Genomic DNA, 20,527 nt, shown 5'->3' with positions numbered 1-20,527 from the left:
AGTGATTGTACATGAAAATATTACAAATATTATAGGTTGGTGAGATTTTTGATTAAAAAAATGATCATTATCATAATATTTATGGGAACTTGTTTAATATCACTACAATCCATCAGTGCTGCCAACGTTACAGTACATCCTGGCGAAAGTATTCAAACTGCTGTTAACGGTGCGTCTGACGGAGACAATATCATTGTATACGACGACAACAATAAAGGGTACACCTATAAAGAAAGTATTTCCATAAACAAAAAAGTTAACATAAAATCAAATGGTAATGTAACAATTGAGGCTAAAAATAGCAGTTCTGCGGTTTTTACTGTTAACTCTGCTGCTTCGGGGTCTTCAATTCAGAATTTTATCATGACCCAGAGTAATTACTGTATCATGATAAATAATGCCAACAGCTGCATCATATCCAACAACATCATATCTGGTGCATCTTTAGTTGGAATTCAATTTTATGGGGACATTTACAATTCAAGGGTAACTGGTAACACCATTACAGGTGTTAATCCGAGTGTAGGAAATGGGATTAGCTTTGAATATGGTACAGTTGTCAACAACACCATCAGTGGAAATAACATTAGTAACTTTTTAAATGGTATTATTTTTAACAACAACAGTGAAAACAACACTGTTTCAAACAACAAAGTGATCTGTACAGGTTACAATGGAGTTGGAATTTACACTACTGACAATTCTCGAGGCATGACCATTACAGGCAACACTGTAACAGGGGCTGAAGACGGAATAGCAGTACAGCAAATTGGAACCAATACTGCCAACAACTTCAACCTCAGCGGTAATACTGTTACAGGAAACAAAAATGGTTTCTGGATCCTTTTAACTGACAGCACCATCTCCAACAACACAGCTACAGGAAACCTTGTAAGTGGAATTGACATAACAGGTAAAAATAACAAGATCTTAAACAACACAGCTTCAAACAACGGTAATACTGGTATAACCCTTGCAGACTATTCCAGTGCAGATTACAACACCGTGAGTGGAAATACCTTGAACAATAACACAGCAGGAATCAACAGTGCAAGTAACTACACAACCATTTCAAACAATGTAGTTAATAATAACTCTGATAATGGAATTATCTCGACCGCAGATCATGTGACAATCTCAGGAAACAACATAACCAACACCAATGGAAGTGGTGTGTTGTTGGTGGGTGTTTACAACACAGTAACAGGCAACACCCTTCAAAATAATTTGATAGGACTCTACATCCAGAAATCTACCAATGCAGATTACAACCTAGTTTCTAACAACGTTATATCCTACAACAACAATGGTATCAACAGTGCAAGTCCATACACGAATTTTACCAACAACACCATAGATCATAACAATCAAACTGGACTCACAGTTACAGGTTCAAACTGTAACATAACTGGGAATTCAATGTCCTACAATGGTGAGGCCGGTCTTACAATTACTGGTACCAGTAACAGTGTTGTGTCCAACAGGTTGGAGTACAACCTTTACGGTGCTTCCTTCAGTAACTACAACGCTGCTAATTTCAATTTAAACAGCGTTGTTGGGAATACCTACCAGGTTTACAGTCCAGACACAACTGGTTATTTAAATGCTCTAAACAACTGGTGGGGATCAAACAGTTCTCCAGCAAATATCTATGGTTATTTCAACATAAATCCGTGGATAGTTTTAACGCTTTCTGCCAATCCAAACCAGTTAATAACAGGATCTAACTCCACAGTGACTGCTGATTTAAACCACAACAGTAACGGGGTGGATGTTAGATCCCTGTATTCTGGTATGACAGTTCCAGATGGAATAACTGTGAATTTTAGTAACGACACATTGGGAACTGTGACTCCTTTAAGTGGAACTACAGTCAATGGAACAGCTTCTGCTGTTTTTAATGCAGTATCTCCAGGTATTTCTAAGGTAAATGCCAGTGTTAATTCACAGAGTGTTTCCACAAATATTTCCATAAGTGTACCTGCAGCAATTTCCACCTCTGTTAAAGTTAATCCAATCACAGGTTACAAAGGAGTTGGAACAAACCTCATCGCTACTTTAAGGGACACTAAAAATAACATAACCTTGGCAGGTAAAACTATAAGATTCAGTGTCAACGGTACGTTTTTAGGAACTGCTGTCACAAACAGTGATGGAGTTGCTACCTTCGCCTACACCGTTACACAAAATATTGGTGTTTATTCAATATTAGCAGAATTTATACAGGATTCAACCTACGCCGGAAGCAATGGTACAGCCAACTTAACAGTTGCCACAAACATTGCAGATGTACAGGTCACAAACACTGTGTCCAACACCAAACCTCACTACAAAGACACAATTACTTACACAGTGACAGTCACAAACAACGGCCCATGCCCTGCTTTAAATGTTGCAATCACTGAAGGGTTAAACAACAGTTACATAACCTACGTATCAGATGATAGCCAAGGAGCATTAAACCTATCAAACGGAATCTGGACCATAGGAACACTCGCAAGCGGACAATCAGCAGTACTCCACATCGTTGCAATTGCAAACACTCCCAACACATCCACAATTAATACAGCAACCTACACTCCAGTTACATCAGATCCATACAGCACCAACAACAACCAAACAGCAACCATAACAGTACCACCACTGAGTGCAGATATACAGGTAAATAACAGTGTATCCAACACCAATCCTAAATACAACGACGTTATAACCTTCACAGTAACAGTAACAAACAACGGACCAGACACTGCTCAAAATGTAGCCATCTCTGAGTGGCTAAGTAACGGTAATATTGCTTATATTTCAGATGATAGCCAAGGAGCATTAAACCTATCAAACGGAATCTGGACCATAGGAACACTCGCAAGCGGACAATCAGCAACATTAAATATTGTGGCCAGAGCAAACACTCCAAACACATCCATAATTAACACAGCAACCTACACTCCAGTTACATCAGATCCAAACAGCACCAACAACAACCAAACAGTTACAATAACAGTACCTGCTGTAACTGCAGATATACAGGTAAATAACAGTGTATCCAACACCAACCCAAACTACAACGATGTTATAACATTCACAGTAACAGTAACAAACAACGGCCCTGATACTGTTCAAAATGTGGCTGTGAGTGAATGGTTAAGTAACGGTAATATTACTTACTTATCTGATGATAGCCAGGGAGCATTAAACCTATCAAACGGAATTTGGACCATAGGAACACTTACAAGTGGCCAGTCAGCAACACTGCACATTGTGGCCAAGGCAACAACCAGAAACACAACCATCATGAACACAGTAACCTACACTCCACTGATAAACGATACCAACAGCAGTAACAATAGTCAAACTGTGAACATTACAGTTACATAAATATCTAAAACCATGAATGGGGTTTAACATCCCATATTCCTTTTTTATTATTTTTTTGAGATTTTTTTTGGAAATAACGATTAAACAATTAAAAAAGTACTTTGAGGTATTTCTTTGTAAAATTTACACAAGAAATATTCCCTATTCATTAGATATGAGAATAGAAAATGTTTATAAAAAGATTTTTGGATTAAATTATTGGGGTTTGATAAAAATGATGACAGTTGCTATTGTTAAAAGAAAGTTAAAACCTGGAAAAACCTATGAAGACTTTAGAAAGGCATGGTACCACACAGTTGGGTTCGGAGCACGTACTCGGATGTTCACTGCAATCAACGTGTTTGATCCAACTGAAATTATTGTGATGGGATTTGTAGAGTCTGAAATGGATGAATTTATGGATGGTTTGAAAATTGATGTGAATGAAAGGCTTGAAAATCCACTCGATGATATAATAGAACCTGAAATAGTAAGACAGTTCGGAATGGTGGTCTCTGAAGATGATTTTTCCCCTGCAGGGGCCATTGAATACCAGGATGCTTCCATAAATAATGAAAAAACAGATCTGAAAAGGGTGTATGAAGATATTTCAAAGATTGCCCAGATGATCCAAGTTGCATCTGAAGACCGGGATAAACGAAAAAAGAAAGAGTAAGATAATTTATGAGACCCTATTTTTATCCAATTATTTTTGTTTAATAAATTTTGATGAGATAATATATGCAAAATAATAAAATTTTTGGCCAGAATAGTAATTATTTTATACGTTTAGTTGATTTAATTGGTTATACAACCAGGATGATTCTAAAAAAAAGAATGGTGGAAAGTACTTCATTTTAATACTTTCAGATCTCGAAATATAATTATTGTATTTTTAAGCTGTTTATGATGGTGTCAAACTTTGATTTTACACTGTCAAAGGTGTTATCTTGTGCTTGTAGTGTTATTATATAGATGTTTCCATTTTTTACGAATAATATTTCTGAATATCTCATGGTTTGGTTGTAATTTGTATCGTTGGCAATGTATGTTCTCTGATAGGCTGTTTTATCGTTGATTGTAAGGGTGTTGTTAGATATTTTTTTCCACTCAGTTGGATGAATTGTGTTGTTAAATTGTGCTAAAGCAGATTGTTCTGTAAGCCCGTTTAATGGGATAATCTGAACTTCAAATGATGTTGTAACCCGAGAAGCATTCATTGAACTCAAATCAGTTACCATTATGGTGTCATTTCCTGTTGTTTGATTTTCTAAAGTCCAGTTACCAGGATAACTAAAACTAACACCATTTCCAGTATAATTCTTTACAGATGTTGAGTTACCATTATTTGATGTACACCCAGATACTGCTACTAAAGCCACAATCAAAAAAACTATTGGAACAATTGTTTTTTTATTCATATATTCCCCCCATTATTATCAAACAATTTATAATTAATAATAATTTTTTGGAATTAATTTAAGTATGTTGTTATAATCGTACAAAAATAAAAATATATAGTTTTGTGATAACATACTAACATGTTAATCTTTGTTTTTTTTGGAAAATAAAATTTGATATGTTAAAATTCATCTTATTGTAAATAAACGGTGATAAATGTCAAGAATCCTAATATTTCCATAATGGGCTTTCATTTGTTGTTATAACGATATATAATATGTAAAAATCTTGTAATAATTAATATTTATGTTTCTAAAATTACTAATTGAGTTACAAATTCTATGGGAATAGTCCATATTTTTTCCAAGTCTCCGAAATCTGATATTTCATAACTATTTTCTTATTTTTCATGGGGTCCATAAATTCATAATTTGAGGGAATACATTTATTATTTCTTCAAATCTAAATTATTATAGAGATATATAATTTTAGAACAGTTGCCATTTAAACTGTTATTTAATAATTGGACATATTTTCGCATCATGTAACCCATAACTTAGAGGAGTTTATATGCAAAATAATACAATTTTAACAGGAATATTGATTATTTTATGCGTATTAGTTACTTTAATAGGTTATACAAACCCTACTACTTCTAACATTTTAACGATCGAACCTTCAACTGTGGTTGTAAATCCTGGACAAAGCATTCAAACAGCTATCAATTCAGCACCCGTAGGATCCACCATAATAGTTAATTCTGGAAATTACACAGAAAACCTTAAAATATTGAAAAACATCACGTTAACAGCGAATGGTACAGTAAATCTCAAACAAATAAATATTGCCTACACCGGATGCAAAGTGAAAGGTTTCAGCTTAAGTGGAGACTATCCCATTGTAATCACAAGCACCAGAAACGTTGAAATAATTGGAAATAATATATCATCAAATTTAAATGGGATTATGAGTACCGGAACAAATGTAAACCTTAAAGTATCCTCAAACACATTAATAGGCACAAATCCATTTTATGGTAATAATATGGCCTTTGAAGGTCCGTTATACAATTCAACAATTCAAAATAATGTTTTATCCGGTGCAGAGTTCGGAATGTTGTACGATGCTCCAAGTAAAAATATTACGATAAACAACAACGTTGTGACAAATAATTATGACCTGAACAACACAAGAGATCCCTTGGTTCATACTGGCACCGGGATCTACACAGTTGCAGGAAGTACTGACTTTAAAATCTTAAACAACACAGTAATTAACACTCGAGACAGTATTGCTGTAGAAGATTTAGGAGGAGGATTATCCACAGGCTTCATCATCGAAAACAACACAGTAATAAAAAGTTTTAATGGTGTTTGGGCGAAATTAAGCAACAGTTTAATACAGAATAATAATTTCAGCAACAATACAGCAGGTATTGATGTGGTTGGAACTGGGAACATAATCAAAGACAACATCATAGAAAATAACAGTGTTGTGGGAATAGCACTGACCACCAAACAGGCCAACGACTACAACACCCTCATAAACAACACCTTAACTGGTAATGGTGGCCCATACTATACAGTGGGACCTGGCAGAATAGTGATGTAACATTTTATGTCTTATTATTTTTATTTTTAATTTAATCAGATCAAAAACTATTCACAAAATAATCAGTTTAACAATCCATAATCCTTTATTATTCAAATCTTTGATTTAAGATTTAACACTCCTTAAAATGAATAACTCATTATTATTTTAATAGACACCTAAAAAAAGAGACCATTATTACTTTAAGTATTAATCCAACCCTTAAAATCTTCTCAATAAAACAGGAAACTTATGGAATACATTCATTTAAACCCTGCTTGTTTTGATTCTGTCTAAAAAAAAATGAGATATAGAAAAATATTAATACGAATATGATACATAATAATACTATGGGTAGCGTATGGATGAAAATGATTTCTAATAAAAATAAGGATTACAACAAAATGATTTTTTATATAAATAGGAGAAATGGTGAGTAAAATATGTGGAAATATATTTTAGTAGTTATTTGCTTTATAGGGTTTATTATCGTGGGTTTTTACATTTTTGGCTATGAACCTACAAATTTAATTTTAAATAATGGAGAATATAGCTTTAATAAAGATATGAACCTTTTAAATCAAACAGGAAAAACAGATCCTGAAGCTTTGGTTTATATTAATGGTATACCTGCTGTTGTAGATGATGATGGAAATTTCTATGGAATGGTCGGCATTAATAATGGTCTAAATATAATTAATGTAACAGCCAAAGCACCATTTAAATCCATAACATCTAACATAGCCACTGTAAAACGAACAGAAACACCCCATCATATCGACGTTTATTACCAAATAAACAACACCATCCAAAAAACATAAGATCATGTTATTTTAAATTTATTCTAAAAATTTAGAATTTCACGGTTCTACATTAATTTTCACAAATTAGTTAATACTATATTATTAAATGATCATAATAATGGTATGGAAGATTCAGAGATTCTAGACAAAATTGATAAAAATACCAATATCATTTTCTATGATAAAAATGTGTACAAGTGTTACACAAAATTAAAAGAAGACCATATTTGTGTTTATTTTAATGAACCCACACCAATTAAGGGAAGGTTAATAGAAATTATCAATACAATAGGAGTAAATGATAAAAATCCTTTAAACCCTATGACAATACCAGATCTTACAGATCTCATAATCAATGACCCAGAATACGATCGATTAATAATAATCTTCAACAACTTTGAGAGGTTGACTAAAAGAACTGCCCAAGTATACCAGCAACTCTATAATTCACCGAATATACAGTTTATCTGCAGTTTTTCAGAACAATTTAAGAAAGAAATCTACCCATTTTTTAAACAATTCGAATTTGTTAATAACGAAGAATACGAAAAAAACAGTACTTCAAATGAAATCAACGTAACATATGTGTTTTACATTATTATAACTTTCTACTGTTCATTATTCTACCTTAAATTCGTCTCATCTGCCCTACAAAATGTATATGTTTTGATTGGAGCTATTTGGTTTGTACTTATAATATTTAGAACACTGTTTTACATGGGTGGCAGACCATGAAAAGTTATACCCATATTGCTGGTGCTCTTGTTTTATTCCTATCATTTGCAATTTTAAAGAATTTGAATCAGATTTTCTTAGGTGTCTTCCTTGCAGGATGGATATCGGTATTTCCAGATCTTTTAGATAAAATTTTAGGTAAACATAAAAGTTATGGACATTCAATATTCTGGATCGTGCCCACCATAATCATTGGATACTTCAATTTTACTGTGGGAGCTGCACTCACAATAGGACTCATATCACATTCAGCACTGGATGTGATGACAACATATGGAACACCAATTTTTTCACCATTATGGAACACCAATTTTGTAGTGTTTAATGGGAAACGACGAGTGAAAACAGGAACAAATCAAGATAAAGCTTTTAGTTTAACAATGATATTCCTATTAATTCCAATGATGTTTTATCTAACAATACCCGTTCAAAATACCCTAACAAACACCATACTTCCAGTTAATGATATATATCATAATAACACCAATACAAGTGGAGTAAATATGGAAAAAAACAATATAAACATCAATATCCAGTCAAATCATGAAAAAAATAAGACAATTATTGTAGACAAGATTAATGAGACAGAAACCACCATCAAAATCAAGACCGAACCACCTAATTAACATACATATATTTATCTAAAGAACATTGTTATGGTAGAAAAAGAAAATTCGGATAAAAACTAATGCAGATACTATTTTTGTAATATGTCTTTGGAAACAAATTAAGCAAGAGATAAGGTTGTGACGAATTTCCGCAGATTAGACTTAAAGGCAGGTTTTCAAAAGGAATATACCTATAGTTTTTGGAGAGCTAATGGCTTAAGAAAATATTTCATCAGATTATAATCAATAATAATTCCTCAAAAATATTTGCAGACTACATGGCAGGTCATAAAATAAACAAAAAGGATACGACTTATTGGCAAATAAATCCAGATGACCTTAAAAATCACTACTTGGAAGTATTACCTTCACTTTCTATAGATAAAGAAAAACTGAAGGAGTTGAAAACAATGTATTCAGAAAAAAAACTTCGTTGACTCAAAAGATGAAGGAATAGCTGCATTAGCCCAAGAACTAACAGAAATGAAGGAAAAATTTGAAGAAAAAAACAAACTATAATGAAAGAAATAAATTATTGGATGAATTATTGAACGATCCCAAAATTCGAAAAAAGCTATATGATATGATTCGTTGAAAAATTTCTAAAAACCAAATATAGATAAAATATTGTCATAATACTTAGAATATTCATTAATACATCGTTAAAGAGTTATTTCACGTCCTATTTTTTAAAGATTAACAGCAAAACATAAAACTACCATAATGTTTGCATCTCGTGCGATAACGGCATGAAATGAAACCAAAAAAAATAAAAAAAATAATTATTTTACTGTATTTACAGCTCCAACACCTTTGTAATGGAAGCCCATATCCCTCAATTCATCAGGATCATAAATTCTTCTCCCATCAACAATTATTGGAGTATTCATTGATTTTAAAACTTCGTTAAAATCTATTGATTTAAAATCATCATGTGCTGTCATGAGAACCAATGCATCAGCCCCATTTATTGCATCTGAGAATTTATTATTTAAGACTCCAAATTTTTCATTGATTTCCTCGATATATGGATCAACTATTACTACTTCAGCTTCCTTCCAAACTAAGTTTTTGGTTAAAGTTTTTGCAGGGGATTCTCTTGGATCACCTACATTTTCTTTGTATGAAAATCCTAAAACAACGATCTTGGAATTTTTTATTGATTTTTCCTGTTCGTTTAAAGCATCCTGAACAAGATTCATCACATGCAAAGGCATGTTATCATTAATTGATCTGCCTGCTGCAATAACTTTTGAGTGGTATCCAAGTTCTTTGGCCTTTTTAACCAAATAATACGGATCTACAGGTAAACAATGCCCCCCAACACCCGCTCCAGGATAATACACGTTGAAATTCCATTTAGTACTTGCACCTTCAATTACATCCATCACATCTATGTCTAAACGTTCAAATATCATTGCAAGTTCATTCATTAAAGCTATGTTTAAATCTCGCTGTGTGTTTTCAATTACCTTAGCAGCTTCTGTTGTTTTTATATTATTTAATACTTTGACATCTTCATTAATAATAATTTTATAAAGTTCACGAGTTACTTCAGCCCATTCAGGTGTTATCCCACCCACAACTCTAGAAACCTTTTCAATACCATGATCAACATCACCAGGATTGTATCTTTCAGGGCAGTAAGCTAGTCCAAAATCTGTTCCTGCTTTAAGTCCGGATTGTTCTAATATTGGCTGTAAACATTCTTCTGTTACTCCAGGATAAACAGTTGATTCTAAAATTACAAGTTTACCTTCAGCTAATCCTTTGGCAATTTGTTCACCTGAAGATTTAATTGGTGTTAGATCCGGATCTTTAAATTCGTCTACGGGTGTGGGTACAATTGAAATTATAATATCAGATTGTTCTGTTGCCCATTTAAGATCAGCAGTTCCAATCAATTTTTTTTCATTTACTACTTTTGATAACCTCATGTCTAAATTCAGTTCACCTATAGTTGATATACCCTTTTTTATTTTAGTTAGTTTAACTTCATCCTTTTCAACCCCAATTACTTTAAACCCATTCTCAGCGAAGAAAATCGCAGTAGGCAAGCCAACATAACCCAATCCAACTATAGCAATTATAGCCGTTCTTTTTTGAATCCTCTCCAACAGATTCCCCATAGTAAACCCCACGAAATTATCTTAAATATTAGATATCCTTGATTTAGTTTATATTCTATATATGGTAAAGTACAATATATAAATTCTCCAAAAGATTAATATTACAAAGACATGATTGAAAGGGGATAAAAAAATTAAAAACAAAAATATAGTTGTGACTGGCGGTTTAGGATTTATTGGTTCCCATATTTCTGAGGAACTTTGCAAAAAAAACGATGTTACTATAGTTGATAATGAATCAACTGGAAACATTAAGAATGTTCAAGATTTCCAAGATGAATTATCAATTAAAATTGGAGACGTAAACAAATTGGATCTAAATGATATTTTTGAAGATGTAGATTATGTACTTCATCAAGCTGCATTACCAAGTGTTCCACGGAGTATTAAAGATCCAATTAGTTCTAATGAAACAAACATAACTGGTACTTTAAAAGTACTCAATGCAGCTCATGAAACTGGAGTAAAAAAGGTTGTATTTGCAAGTTCTTCTTCAGTTTATGGAGACACACCCAAATTACCTAAAGTTGAAACAATGCCAATAAATCCAAAATCTCCATATGCAATTACCAAAGCTACTGGAGAGCTGTATTGTAACATATTTGAGGAAATTTATGGACTTCCAACAGTTTCACTTAGATATTTTAATGTTTTTGGTCCACGACAGGATCCTAATTCACAGTACTCTGCAGTTATCCCTAAATTCATAACAGCAATAAAAAATGGAGTATCTCCTATGGTTTATGGTGACGGAACTCAAAGTCGTGATTTCACATATGTTAAAAATGTGGTAAATGCTAATATTAAAGCATGTGAATCTAATAATACTGGAATTTTCAATATAGCTTGTGGTCGGCAAATAATTCTTAATGATTTAATTAAAATTTTAAATGAAATAATGGGAAAAAACATTACCCCATTATATGTCGATCCTAGGCCTGGTGACATTAACCACTCATTGGCAGATATTAAAACTGCAAAATCTATAGGATACAACCCTAAAGATGATTTTATTAATGAATTGAAATTAACAATTGAATTTTTTTGGAATGATACAAATCCAAAGAATACAACCAAATAGCATTATCTACAACAAATCAAAAATTTATCTGCAAATGTAAATCAAAAAAATGTTAACTAACTGTAGTTTATTGTTGTAATTTATAATAAATATTAAATTTTTTTGGCCTTGTAGAAACCCTCATTTTTTTTATTTGAAGCCAAGATTTATTGTGGTTTGTTTAGTAAATACAAAAGATTTTGTTTCAGGTTTCGTTTATCCTGTTTTTAATTAAACAATAAAATGAAAATTTAACAGTAAAAACCACAGCAGATGCACACAACTATCAAACAAATAAGCCCTACTCAAAAACACAATATACAACATTTACAGATCAACACAAATCAACTAAAAAAAGGGTTTCTACAAAGCCATTTCTTTATAATTAATCCTTTTTAAAATTAAATATTTATGAAAAAGTTATTATTTGTATTTGACTTCATAATTTTTATAAACCGAGAATATTCATTTTATAAATTTTATCCGAAAAACCTATTTGATTCATGATTCAATGAGAAATTTAAAAAAAGAAAATTAATACAAAAACATAAGTCATTAATCCCATATAACTACTTTACAACATAGGAACTAGTAATTATTAATTTGCAACTATTAAAACTATAAACAGATTAATGTAAATACAAAAATTCTTCAAAACCCCATTAAACTAACATAATCCTTGCTAACATTCAACATATATAAGTGTAATATGAATTTAGTAGATCAAAAATTGTCATTCTAAAAAAATTTATTAAACTGCGGAAAAATGAATTCAGTACAAAAAATAACAAAAAATATTGGGATTACCGGAATATCTCAAATAATCCTAGCGATATCTTCGTTTATTTTGATGATATACATAGCTAGATATTTTGGAACATCTGAATTTGGGGAATATAATTTTGCCATATCTTTTACAATGCTATTCAGCATTATTACTGATTTGGGCATTAGTCAAATGATTATTCGCGAAATTGCTAGAGATAAAGATAGTACTAATAAATATATGTCAAATGCATTAATTATAAAATTAGTAATGTCTATTGTCACTATTGGACTTATCGCTGTAACTATCAATTTATTAAATTATCCTCCGTTAATGGTAACTATTGTGTATCTTTTTGGTATTTACACTATTTTTACTTCATTTTCACAAACATTTGTTTCTGTATTTCAAGCATTTGAAAAAATGGAATATTCTAATCTAATATTAATTTTAGGAAATATTATTTTGATCCCTATTGCATTTTATGTGCTCTTAAATAATTATGGATTGATACAACTAGCATACGTATATGTATTATCTGGATTTTTTAACGCACTTTTAGGTTTTTTTATTTTTAGACAAAAAATTACTAAACTTACAATAAGTTTGGACTTAAACTTCTGTAAAAAAATGATAATTGAATCGCTGCCATTTGGATTAAATGCAATATTTGCAAACTTTTTTTTTAGATTTGATACTATTTTACTTTCCATTATAAAAGATAATTATGCTGTTGGAATATATGCTGCTGCTTATAATCCACTATTAGCATTAGGAAATATCTTAACAAATATGTTTGCTACAACAATTTATCCAGTGATGTCTAGATATTACGTACATTCTGAGGATTCACTTAAAAGGATGGCAATAATGTCATCCAAATATATGATAATAATTGGACTTCCCATTACAATAGGTTGTTTAGTACTATCTAAACAGTTGATTGAACTATTTTATGGTATAAAATACTTTGATTCAATACTAGCATTCCAAATACTGACATTCTTTATACCAATTAGATTGATTAGTAATATTACAGGAACACTTTTAACTTCAATAAACAAACAAAAAATTCGAACTTTTTGTGTGTTTTTGAGTGTTATATTTAATATTATTTCAAATTTGATCTTGATCCCCTATTTTAGTTTTTTGGGTGCAAGTATTGCAACTGTTTTATCTGAGCTTTTCCTTTATGTATCATTTTTATATTTCACCAATAAGTATTATCATAATATAATAGTAATAAAAAATTTTGTTAATCCTATCATAGCTTCATTCATAATGGGGGGCTTTGCTTTTTATTTTAAAACATTTTCAATAATTTTAATAATATTTGCGTCATCAATAATTTATTTTTTAATTTTAATACTGTTAGGAACTTTCAAATCAGAAGATGATAAGTTCATAATTAACCAACTAAAAGAGGTTCGAAAGTGATTATTAATAATATTTTAGAAGTATCTAAAAAAGGTCTATGTGTTGGATGCGGGACATGTGAATCAGTATGTCCAAAAAATTCCATAAAAATGGTTATTAATAAAAAAAAAGGAATTTATTTGCCAAACATTAATCAAAAGTTATGTAATGATTGTGAGTTATGTATAAAATCTTGTCCAGGTTATGAATTAGATTTTAATTCTTTAAGCTCAGAATTATTTAATAAATGTAATACAAATCAATTAATTGGAAAATTTTTAGATACATTTATCGGTTATTCCACGAATATGCATATCCGATATAATTCATCATCAGGGGGAATGATTACACAAATATTGATTTCAAGTTTGGAATTAGGCATAATCGATGGCGCATTAGTTACTCGAATGAAAAAAGGAAATCCACTAATTCCAGAACCTTTTATTGCGAAAACTAAAGAAGAAATAATTGAAGCTTCTAAATCAAAATATTGTCCAGTTCCATTGAATTCTGCCTTAAACGAATTAATGACAACTAAACTCAAAAAAATTGCAGTTGTTGGGTTACCTTGCCACATTCATGGGATTAGGAAAGCTGAAAAAATTAATAATAAACTTAGAAAGAAAATAATAATCCATTTAGGAATCTTTTGTATTTATACTCCTACGTTTAATGGAACGAAATTATTATTAAAGAAATTATCATTAAATGAGGAAAAAATAAAAAATATAGAATATAGAGGAAAAGGATGGCCAGGATCTATGAAAATAATTGATCACAAACATGAAATAATAGTGAATGAGTATTGGAAATTCATAGGATTGAACTTTTTTATCCCATTTAGATGTCTTAAGTGTTGTGATGGTACGAATGAATTGGCTGATATCTCTTTTGGAGATGCCTGGCTGCCAGAATATTCAAATGATAAAATAGGTTCTTCTATAATTATTTCTCGTACTAAATTTAGTTTAGAATTATTATATTCATTAAATGAAAATAACAAAATAAATTTAAATGAAATTGATGTAGGAAAAGTTATTGAGTCTCAGAGGGGAATGTTATATTTCAAAAAAAAATCATTTGAAAGCCGCATTAAAATTTCTAGAAATTCGCCGGAATATAATATTAAACACCTAAATCCTTATTTAATGGATTACGTAACATCAATTTATATATATTTAAGTATATATTTAGCTTCTTTTTCTATTTTTAGGAAATTATTACCTCATATACCGGATAAAATTTTAGTATTATACAAATTATTCCCTACTTTAATAAATCGAAAAAAAAGAATTTAAATCTTTTTTAGGATTCAGACATTATAAGTTCTTTAACTAACTTCCCATTTAGACTGCTTTTCTCTTTTACAAGAGGTATTACTATTTCTAATTCTTTCTTTATATCCGCTCTATTGTTCCACATATCTATAACTAAAATAAGCAATTTTTGATAGTCAAAATCATTAATATCAATTATATATTTTTCTTGTCCTAACATTTTACCAATAATGCCCTTCATTTTATGACTGTATGCTATACCAATAGTTGGAACTAAAGAAGAAGTAGATGCTATAGTCGCATGCATTCTACTTCCTATAAACATGTCACATTTGCTTATAATACCTTTTAATTCTCGAGGATCATATTCTCCATTAATAACAAATATACTCGATTTATAATTAGATTTTTCAAATATGGAATTTATTACTTTTCGATCATCATAATATGGAGTATAATCATGAGGAATTAAAAGAATATTAACATTTTTTTCTTCAATTAGATAATCTATGATCTTGACGAATATTTGAATAATTTTTTCGTCATTACCGCATTCCGTTTTATCGAACCTTGAAATTAATCCACTAGGATTCATTCCTACAATAGGTTTCTTTATATCAACTTTTTCAGATTTCAGTATAGTTACTATTTCTGATTCAGGAATTACTTCTAATAAAAAAGCAGGATCAGCAGTAAATGCAATTTTATTATTGTTAATATGATTATCATGCAAATATTTAACCGATAATTCATCTCTAACCAATATTAAATCAACACGATTGAAAACAATTCTTGCTATCCAGTTAATATTCTTATTTTTATAATAGCCCAAACTTTCACCATATAAAATTACCTTTTTTCCTAGGAATATTGAGTAACTCAGATTAATAAAATTATTAAGTACAGCTATACCATATTCTCCACTAAAGTGATCTCCTCCACTATTTATAACTACATCAACATAATCATAATAATATAGAGGTGATTTTTTCTTAATGCTACAATTAAATCCTAAAATTCTAATCAATCTTATTAAACTACAATAAAATAAATAATAAAAAGTTTTTATAGTTTTATCCGGTTTTTTTATTGATAGTTCTGAACTAAATTGTTTTTCAATTTTTAGATTATTTATTTCTCCATTTCCTCCTCCAATCAAAATAAATTTTGTTTTTGGCATGTAGTGTTTTAAAGTTTCAATAGTCGAAATTATTAAAGCAGAATTTCCTTTATTCTTCTCACCAACATTTGTTAACAATATTTTCAATGTTTATCACCAATTTAACTTGTTTTTAAAATTTTTTTTTGTTGTTGAATTTAATATTTTTTTTTAGATAATTTCTTTTAACATATAATTATTACTTTAATGTCTAAAATATTAATTGTTGGATTTTTAGTTGAAAGGGATGGATTAGTATAGGTTTGAAAAAAATATTTAATATTTTTTTGGTAGTTAAAATTGATTTCAAACAAGAATTAGGGAAATTGCAGGTATAAATTCTATTGTCTTTCTAATTATGAGTCTGTTTAACATTTTTGAATTAATTAACATTCAACTATAATAAGTTATAATCAGGTATAGATAAAATTAATCAATAACAATAATGTTTATAACCTTTTATGAATAGTTATATCATCAAGTTAATTTAAAGGTTTAAAAATGTGGAGAAAACAGTTCATTGCATCATATTACTCATATCAATATAAAAATATTTTTGAGAATCTAAAAAAATATGAAAAAACACAATTTTGGTCATTAAAAGAATTGGAAAAACTTCAATGGAAAAAATTAAAGAATCTAATTATTTATGCATATGAATATGTACCTTTTTATAGAAAGCTGTATAAATCAGAGAATATTGATCCAAAAGATATAAAATCTCCAGATCAGCTAAAAAAGCTTCCAATAATAACAAAACGTGACATCAATGATAATATAAATGATATGAAATCCATATTGTGCCAAGATAAAGACTTTATTAAAAATTCATCGGGAGGATCAACTGGTGAGAATTTGTTCTTTTATAACGATAAAAATCGTTTAAATATTAGGGAAGCTTTAACAATAAGAGGTAATAAATGGGCGGGTTTAAATTTAGGTGTGAAAAATGTATATTTATGGGGAAGTCAATTTGATATATCTTTACAAGATCGCTTTTTAGTAAAAATGTATAATAAACTTGCAGGAACATTATTTTTATCCTCATTTAATTTAAATGATGATAAAATGGGCGAATATGCAAAAAAAATAGTTAAGCATTCCCCCCAAGTATTAGTAGCTTACCCATCATCATTAAACACTTTTGCTCAATATATTAATCAAAATGAAATACTTAATATCGATATAAACTCCATTATCACTTCAGGAGAAACCCTCTTTGATTATCAACGTGATCTGATAGAGTCAACATTTAAGTGTAATATTTTTAACAGATATGGATGTAGAGAATTTGGTCCGATTGCCCATGAATGTTCGGAACATATGGGAATGCATTTAAATATGGAACACGTATATATTCAATTTTTAGAATCAAAGAATTGCAAATATTCCAATTTAATAATTACTGACTTGGATAATTATGTAATGCCCTTTATTAATTATGAAATCGGTGACAATGGTAATATTATAGAAGAAAATTGTAATTGTGGCCGGAAATTACCTTTAATCAATATTGAAGGTAGAATATTTGATGTTATAGTTGGCACGAATGGCAATCATATAGGTGGAACTTTTTGGACTATATTTTTTAGACATATAAATGGAATTAAACAGTTTCAAATTTTACAAAAAAATAAAAACAAAATAATTATCAAAATCATAGTTAATGCAGATTATAAGATAGAATATACTGAGAAATTAATTAACAAACTTAAGTCAATTTGTGGTATTGAAATGAAAATTGAAATAATTATAGTTAATGAAATTCCTTTACCTAAATCAGGAAAGCATAGATTTATAATTTCAAATTTGAAAAACAAATAATTCATTTTTTAAGGTTATAAAAAAATTTTGTAGCTAAATAAACACTTCCTAAAACAGGATAAACAAAAAATTTATTTCTATTTTGGAACTTATGTAAAAATTTAATTAATGTATACCCATCAAAATATTTGACCTTACTCCCAAAACCTTCATATCCATCCCAATATATTGTTGCACCAACTCTATTAATTCTAGATGGATCCTCACCATAAACATTTTTCATCATTTTTCTTTCATATTTTATATCTTTTCCTGCTGTTGACGATTTATAACCCAATTCACTTGCTTTTCTAAGAGATTCAAGATTAGTTACTCCTCCAGGCCAACATAAAAATTCCACTTTCTTATTCAATTTTTTTTCTATTATCTCTTTAGATTTTTTTAATTCATACACAATTCTATCTTGTCTCTGTTTTTCATTTTCATATATTTCCTCAAAAAGATTATTTTCTCGATATTCATTAGCTATGTTTAATAATAAACTTTTCCAATTTTTTGATTCAAAAAATTCTTTTTCTCCATTTTCTTTGACATAATCTATCAAAATTTTATCCAAATTTACATCAGGATAATAAATTTTGGCCCCTATTGATCGTTCATTTTCATATACTGGTTGTCCAAAGTTTATAAAATTTTCATTATCAATCTGTAAATATGGTTTTTTGTCAATATTATCATTCCAACTCATCCAACCGTATAGATCTTTAGGATGGCGAAAATCAATTATTTTAGGGCTTATTGGGTATGAGGTATGAGTTAAAGTATGGGATTGTATATCAATTACATTATCTTCTTCCATTATGCGAATTTCTTTCCAAGAAAGAAATCCTACATTTTCAATATTATCAAAATTAGTATCACCATTCCAAACATTTTCTAAGTTTTCATGAACGTTATTATTACTAATAAATTCGGGATTAACATATATTGTAGCTTTAAATCCATATTTTTTTAATAAAGGATAAGCATATGTCCAATTATCCAAATATCCTTCATCAAATGTAATTAAGAAAGGATTTTTAGGCAAATCAGTTCCTTTTTTCATAGATTCATATAATTGATTTAATGAAATTGAATTAAAATTCTTTTTTCTTAGCCATTTCAATTGATTCTCAAATGTTTTATGTGGACATGTTAGAAAGTTATAATGCCATTTATTACAAGGAATACCAACACTATGATACATTATTACTGGTACTGGAATTTTAAACATTTATTCACCTTGAAGTTTTTTTAAAAACATTTAAATATGTTGATAATACTTTATCAAAACTAAAATTATCATAGAAGTTCTTTTCCGCATTTAATCCTAATTTTTTAGCATACAAATCATTTTCAATTACTTGGATCATCTTATCTTTTAAATCCTTAGAATTTTCTACTTCAAATAATAAACCAGTTTTACCATCTGTTATTGTGTTGTTTATATCTGAAACATTAGCACCAATAATTGTTAAACCATTAAACATTGCTTCTAACAATGAAATAGATTTTGATTCAAATATTGAGGATATCACATATATGTCTGCCAATTCATAAATATCCTTTATTTGTGAATATGGTAATTCCCCAAAAAAAATCACGTATTTAGAAAAACCATTTTCTATTACTTTTCTTAGAAGATTTTCTTTTTGAGGCCCTTCACCCACAAAAATAAGTAAAAGCTTATTTTTTTTGATGTATTCCTTTTCAAATGCTAGAAATGCGTTAAGTAGAATATCACATCTTTTTATATTTTTAATTGAACCTATTGAAATTAATATTTTACTCATAGTATCAATTTGGTATCTTTTTCTCAACTCATTTTTTTTAAATGAAGATTTGGTAAATGGAATTAATGGTGGAATAACACATATTGATTTATCAATCCTTTTCTTGTATTCATATTTAACTGGTTTTGAGACAGCAATAATGCATTCCGCTTTTTTAAAAAAATATTTATGTACAAATTTAGGTTTCCACGATTTTAAACCACCACCATGAATAGTGATATTATATGGAATACCAAAGAATAAATAAATTATTAATACAGGATATATTATCGGTGAATTACTGGCATATGGAACATGTATAACATCAATTTCTTTTCTTAGTTTAAATAAATTGATTAAAATATCATATATCACCGATATAACATTATTCAAAGATTGTCTTTCTTTCAAATTTATTAATGATAAATATTCAGTATTCCAATTAGACTCACAATTTGAAAATAAAAATATTTTGTATTTATTCTCTATAAACCCTGAAATGAGATAATAATTAAAAATTTCCATACCCCCAGTAATACATGGATAAATTGCTGGAGAAATTATTGCTATATTAATTAAACCACATCCAAATTTTATAACACTATAGAAATTAAATATTGATGTACATATTTTTAATTGTTTTCATAATTTTTT

The 20,527-nt window shown here is 29.4% G+C and carries 16 protein-coding genes; 11 read left to right on the top strand and 5 right to left on the bottom strand.

The window, feature by feature from the left end; genetic code table 11:
- Positions 1-48: 48 nt before the first annotated feature.
- Positions 49-3,375 carry a right-handed parallel beta-helix repeat-containing protein gene (locus METBO_RS04420; protein WP_048186353.1) on the top strand — a complete coding sequence of 1,109 codons (3,327 nt, stop codon included), beginning with the start codon at positions 49-51 and terminating at the stop codon, positions 3,373-3,375.
- A 214-nt stretch (positions 3,376-3,589) separates the two neighbouring features.
- Positions 3,590-4,030 carry a hypothetical protein gene (locus tag METBO_RS04415; protein WP_048186530.1) on the top strand — a complete coding sequence of 147 codons (441 nt, stop codon included), beginning with the start codon at positions 3,590-3,592 and terminating at the stop codon, positions 4,028-4,030.
- A 208-nt stretch (positions 4,031-4,238) separates the two neighbouring features.
- Here the strand turns inward: METBO_RS04415 and METBO_RS12600 are convergent, their stop codons facing one another.
- Positions 4,239-4,775 carry a PsbP-related protein gene (locus METBO_RS12600; RefSeq protein WP_013644472.1) on the bottom strand — a complete coding sequence of 179 codons (537 nt, stop codon included), beginning with the start codon at positions 4,773-4,775 and terminating at the stop codon, positions 4,239-4,241.
- 550 nt (positions 4,776-5,325) lie between these two features.
- On the opposite strand from METBO_RS12600, the gene METBO_RS04405 reads away from it, so the two are divergent.
- The 5 genes from METBO_RS04405 to METBO_RS13570 all read left to right on the top strand — a co-directional run bounded on the left by METBO_RS04405 (position 5,326) and on the right by METBO_RS13570 (position 8,928).
- Complete coding sequence (locus METBO_RS04405; protein ID WP_013644471.1) at positions 5,326-6,366, top strand: right-handed parallel beta-helix repeat-containing protein; 1,041 nt, start codon at positions 5,326-5,328, stop codon at positions 6,364-6,366.
- Between the two features lie 470 nt (positions 6,367-6,836).
- Entirely contained in the window at positions 6,837-7,166 is a 330-nt protein-coding gene (locus METBO_RS04400; RefSeq protein WP_144017511.1) for a hypothetical protein, read from the top strand.
- Between the two features lie 105 nt (positions 7,167-7,271).
- Complete coding sequence (locus METBO_RS04395; protein ID WP_013644469.1) at positions 7,272-7,883, top strand: hypothetical protein; 612 nt, start codon at positions 7,272-7,274, stop codon at positions 7,881-7,883.
- Positions 7,880-8,509, top strand: a complete 630-nt coding sequence (locus tag METBO_RS04390) for a metal-dependent hydrolase (protein WP_013644468.1) — start codon at positions 7,880-7,882, stop codon at positions 8,507-8,509. The genes METBO_RS04395 and METBO_RS04390 overlap by 4 nt, the downstream gene beginning before the upstream one ends.
- A gap of 260 nt (positions 8,510-8,769) precedes the next feature.
- Positions 8,770-8,928: a hypothetical protein gene (locus tag METBO_RS13570; protein WP_158304884.1), complete on the top strand. Its 159-nt coding sequence runs from the start codon at positions 8,770-8,772 to the stop codon at positions 8,926-8,928.
- Positions 8,929-9,273: 345 nt separating this feature from the next.
- On the opposite strand, the gene METBO_RS04385 is transcribed toward METBO_RS13570, so the two are convergent.
- Entirely contained in the window at positions 9,274-10,620 is a 1,347-nt protein-coding gene (locus tag METBO_RS04385; protein WP_013644467.1) for a nucleotide sugar dehydrogenase, read from the bottom strand.
- A 115-nt stretch (positions 10,621-10,735) separates the two neighbouring features.
- Here METBO_RS04385 and METBO_RS04380 point away from each other — a divergent pair, with 115 nt between their 5' ends.
- The 3 genes from METBO_RS04380 to METBO_RS04370 all read left to right on the top strand — a co-directional run bounded on the left by METBO_RS04380 (position 10,736) and on the right by METBO_RS04370 (position 15,160).
- On the top strand, positions 10,736-11,701 hold the full coding sequence (locus METBO_RS04380) for an SDR family oxidoreductase (RefSeq protein WP_013644466.1): 966 nt from the start codon (positions 10,736-10,738) through the stop codon (positions 11,699-11,701).
- A gap of 745 nt (positions 11,702-12,446) precedes the next feature.
- Positions 12,447-13,883: a flippase gene (locus tag METBO_RS04375; protein ID WP_013644465.1), complete on the top strand. Its 1,437-nt coding sequence runs from the start codon at positions 12,447-12,449 to the stop codon at positions 13,881-13,883.
- The gene (locus tag METBO_RS04370) at positions 13,880-15,160 is read left to right on the top strand and encodes a Coenzyme F420 hydrogenase/dehydrogenase, beta subunit C-terminal domain (RefSeq protein ID WP_013644464.1); all 1,281 of its coding nucleotides are present in this window, start codon (positions 13,880-13,882) and stop codon (positions 15,158-15,160) included. Before METBO_RS04375 ends, METBO_RS04370 begins: the two co-directional genes overlap by 4 nt.
- A 7-nt stretch (positions 15,161-15,167) precedes the next feature.
- On the opposite strand, the gene METBO_RS04365 is transcribed toward METBO_RS04370, so the two are convergent.
- Complete coding sequence (locus METBO_RS04365) at positions 15,168-16,406, bottom strand: polysaccharide pyruvyl transferase family protein (protein ID WP_013644463.1); 1,239 nt, start codon at positions 16,404-16,406, stop codon at positions 15,168-15,170.
- A 393-nt stretch (positions 16,407-16,799) separates the two neighbouring features.
- Here METBO_RS04365 and METBO_RS04360 point away from each other — a divergent pair, with 393 nt between their 5' ends.
- Positions 16,800-18,122 (top strand): phenylacetate--CoA ligase family protein, encoded by a 1,323-nt coding sequence (locus METBO_RS04360; RefSeq protein WP_013644462.1) that lies wholly within the window; start codon positions 16,800-16,802, stop codon positions 18,120-18,122.
- A gap of 1 nt (position 18,123) precedes the next feature.
- On the opposite strand, the gene METBO_RS04355 is transcribed toward METBO_RS04360, so the two are convergent.
- Together METBO_RS04355 and METBO_RS04350 are read right to left on the bottom strand one after the other, a co-directional pair.
- Positions 18,124-19,335 (bottom strand): polysaccharide deacetylase family protein, encoded by a 1,212-nt coding sequence (locus METBO_RS04355; RefSeq protein ID WP_013644461.1) that lies wholly within the window; start codon positions 19,333-19,335, stop codon positions 18,124-18,126.
- Between the two features lie 4 nt (positions 19,336-19,339).
- Positions 19,340-20,398, bottom strand: a complete 1,059-nt coding sequence (locus tag METBO_RS04350) for a glycosyltransferase family 4 protein (RefSeq protein WP_013644460.1) — start codon at positions 20,396-20,398, stop codon at positions 19,340-19,342.
- Between the last annotated feature and the right edge of the window lie 129 nt (positions 20,399-20,527).

Origin of the sequence: Methanobacterium lacus, assembly GCF_000191585.1 — an archaeon.
GTDB classification, from domain to species: domain Archaea; phylum Methanobacteriota; class Methanobacteria; order Methanobacteriales; family Methanobacteriaceae; genus Methanobacterium_B; species Methanobacterium_B lacus.
This window is presented reverse-complemented; position numbering and strand designations above follow the sequence as displayed.

Coding starts and splice junctions, on each gene's coding strand:
- METBO_RS04360 (WP_013644462.1), top strand. CDS start 16,800: ATGTGGAGAAAACAGTTCATTGCATCATATTACTCATATCAATATAAA.
- METBO_RS04405 (WP_013644471.1), top strand. CDS start 5,326: ATGCAAAATAATACAATTTTAACAGGAATATTGATTATTTTATGCGTA.
- METBO_RS04395 (WP_013644469.1), top strand. CDS start 7,272: ATGGAAGATTCAGAGATTCTAGACAAAATTGATAAAAATACCAATATC.
- METBO_RS04385 (WP_013644467.1), bottom strand. CDS start 10,620: ATGGGGAATCTGTTGGAGAGGATTCAAAAAAGAACGGCTATAATTGCT.
- METBO_RS12600 (WP_013644472.1), bottom strand. CDS start 4,775: ATGAATAAAAAAACAATTGTTCCAATAGTTTTTTTGATTGTGGCTTTA.
- METBO_RS04415 (WP_048186530.1), top strand. CDS start 3,590: ATGATGACAGTTGCTATTGTTAAAAGAAAGTTAAAACCTGGAAAAACC.
- METBO_RS04355 (WP_013644461.1), bottom strand. CDS start 19,335: ATGTTTAAAATTCCAGTACCAGTAATAATGTATCATAGTGTTGGTATT.
- METBO_RS04390 (WP_013644468.1), top strand. CDS start 7,880: ATGAAAAGTTATACCCATATTGCTGGTGCTCTTGTTTTATTCCTATCA.
- METBO_RS13570 (WP_158304884.1), top strand. CDS start 8,770: ATGGCAGGTCATAAAATAAACAAAAAGGATACGACTTATTGGCAAATA.
- METBO_RS04375 (WP_013644465.1), top strand. CDS start 12,447: ATGAATTCAGTACAAAAAATAACAAAAAATATTGGGATTACCGGAATA.
- METBO_RS04350 (WP_013644460.1), bottom strand. CDS start 20,398: ATGGAAATTTTTAATTATTATCTCATTTCAGGGTTTATAGAGAATAAA.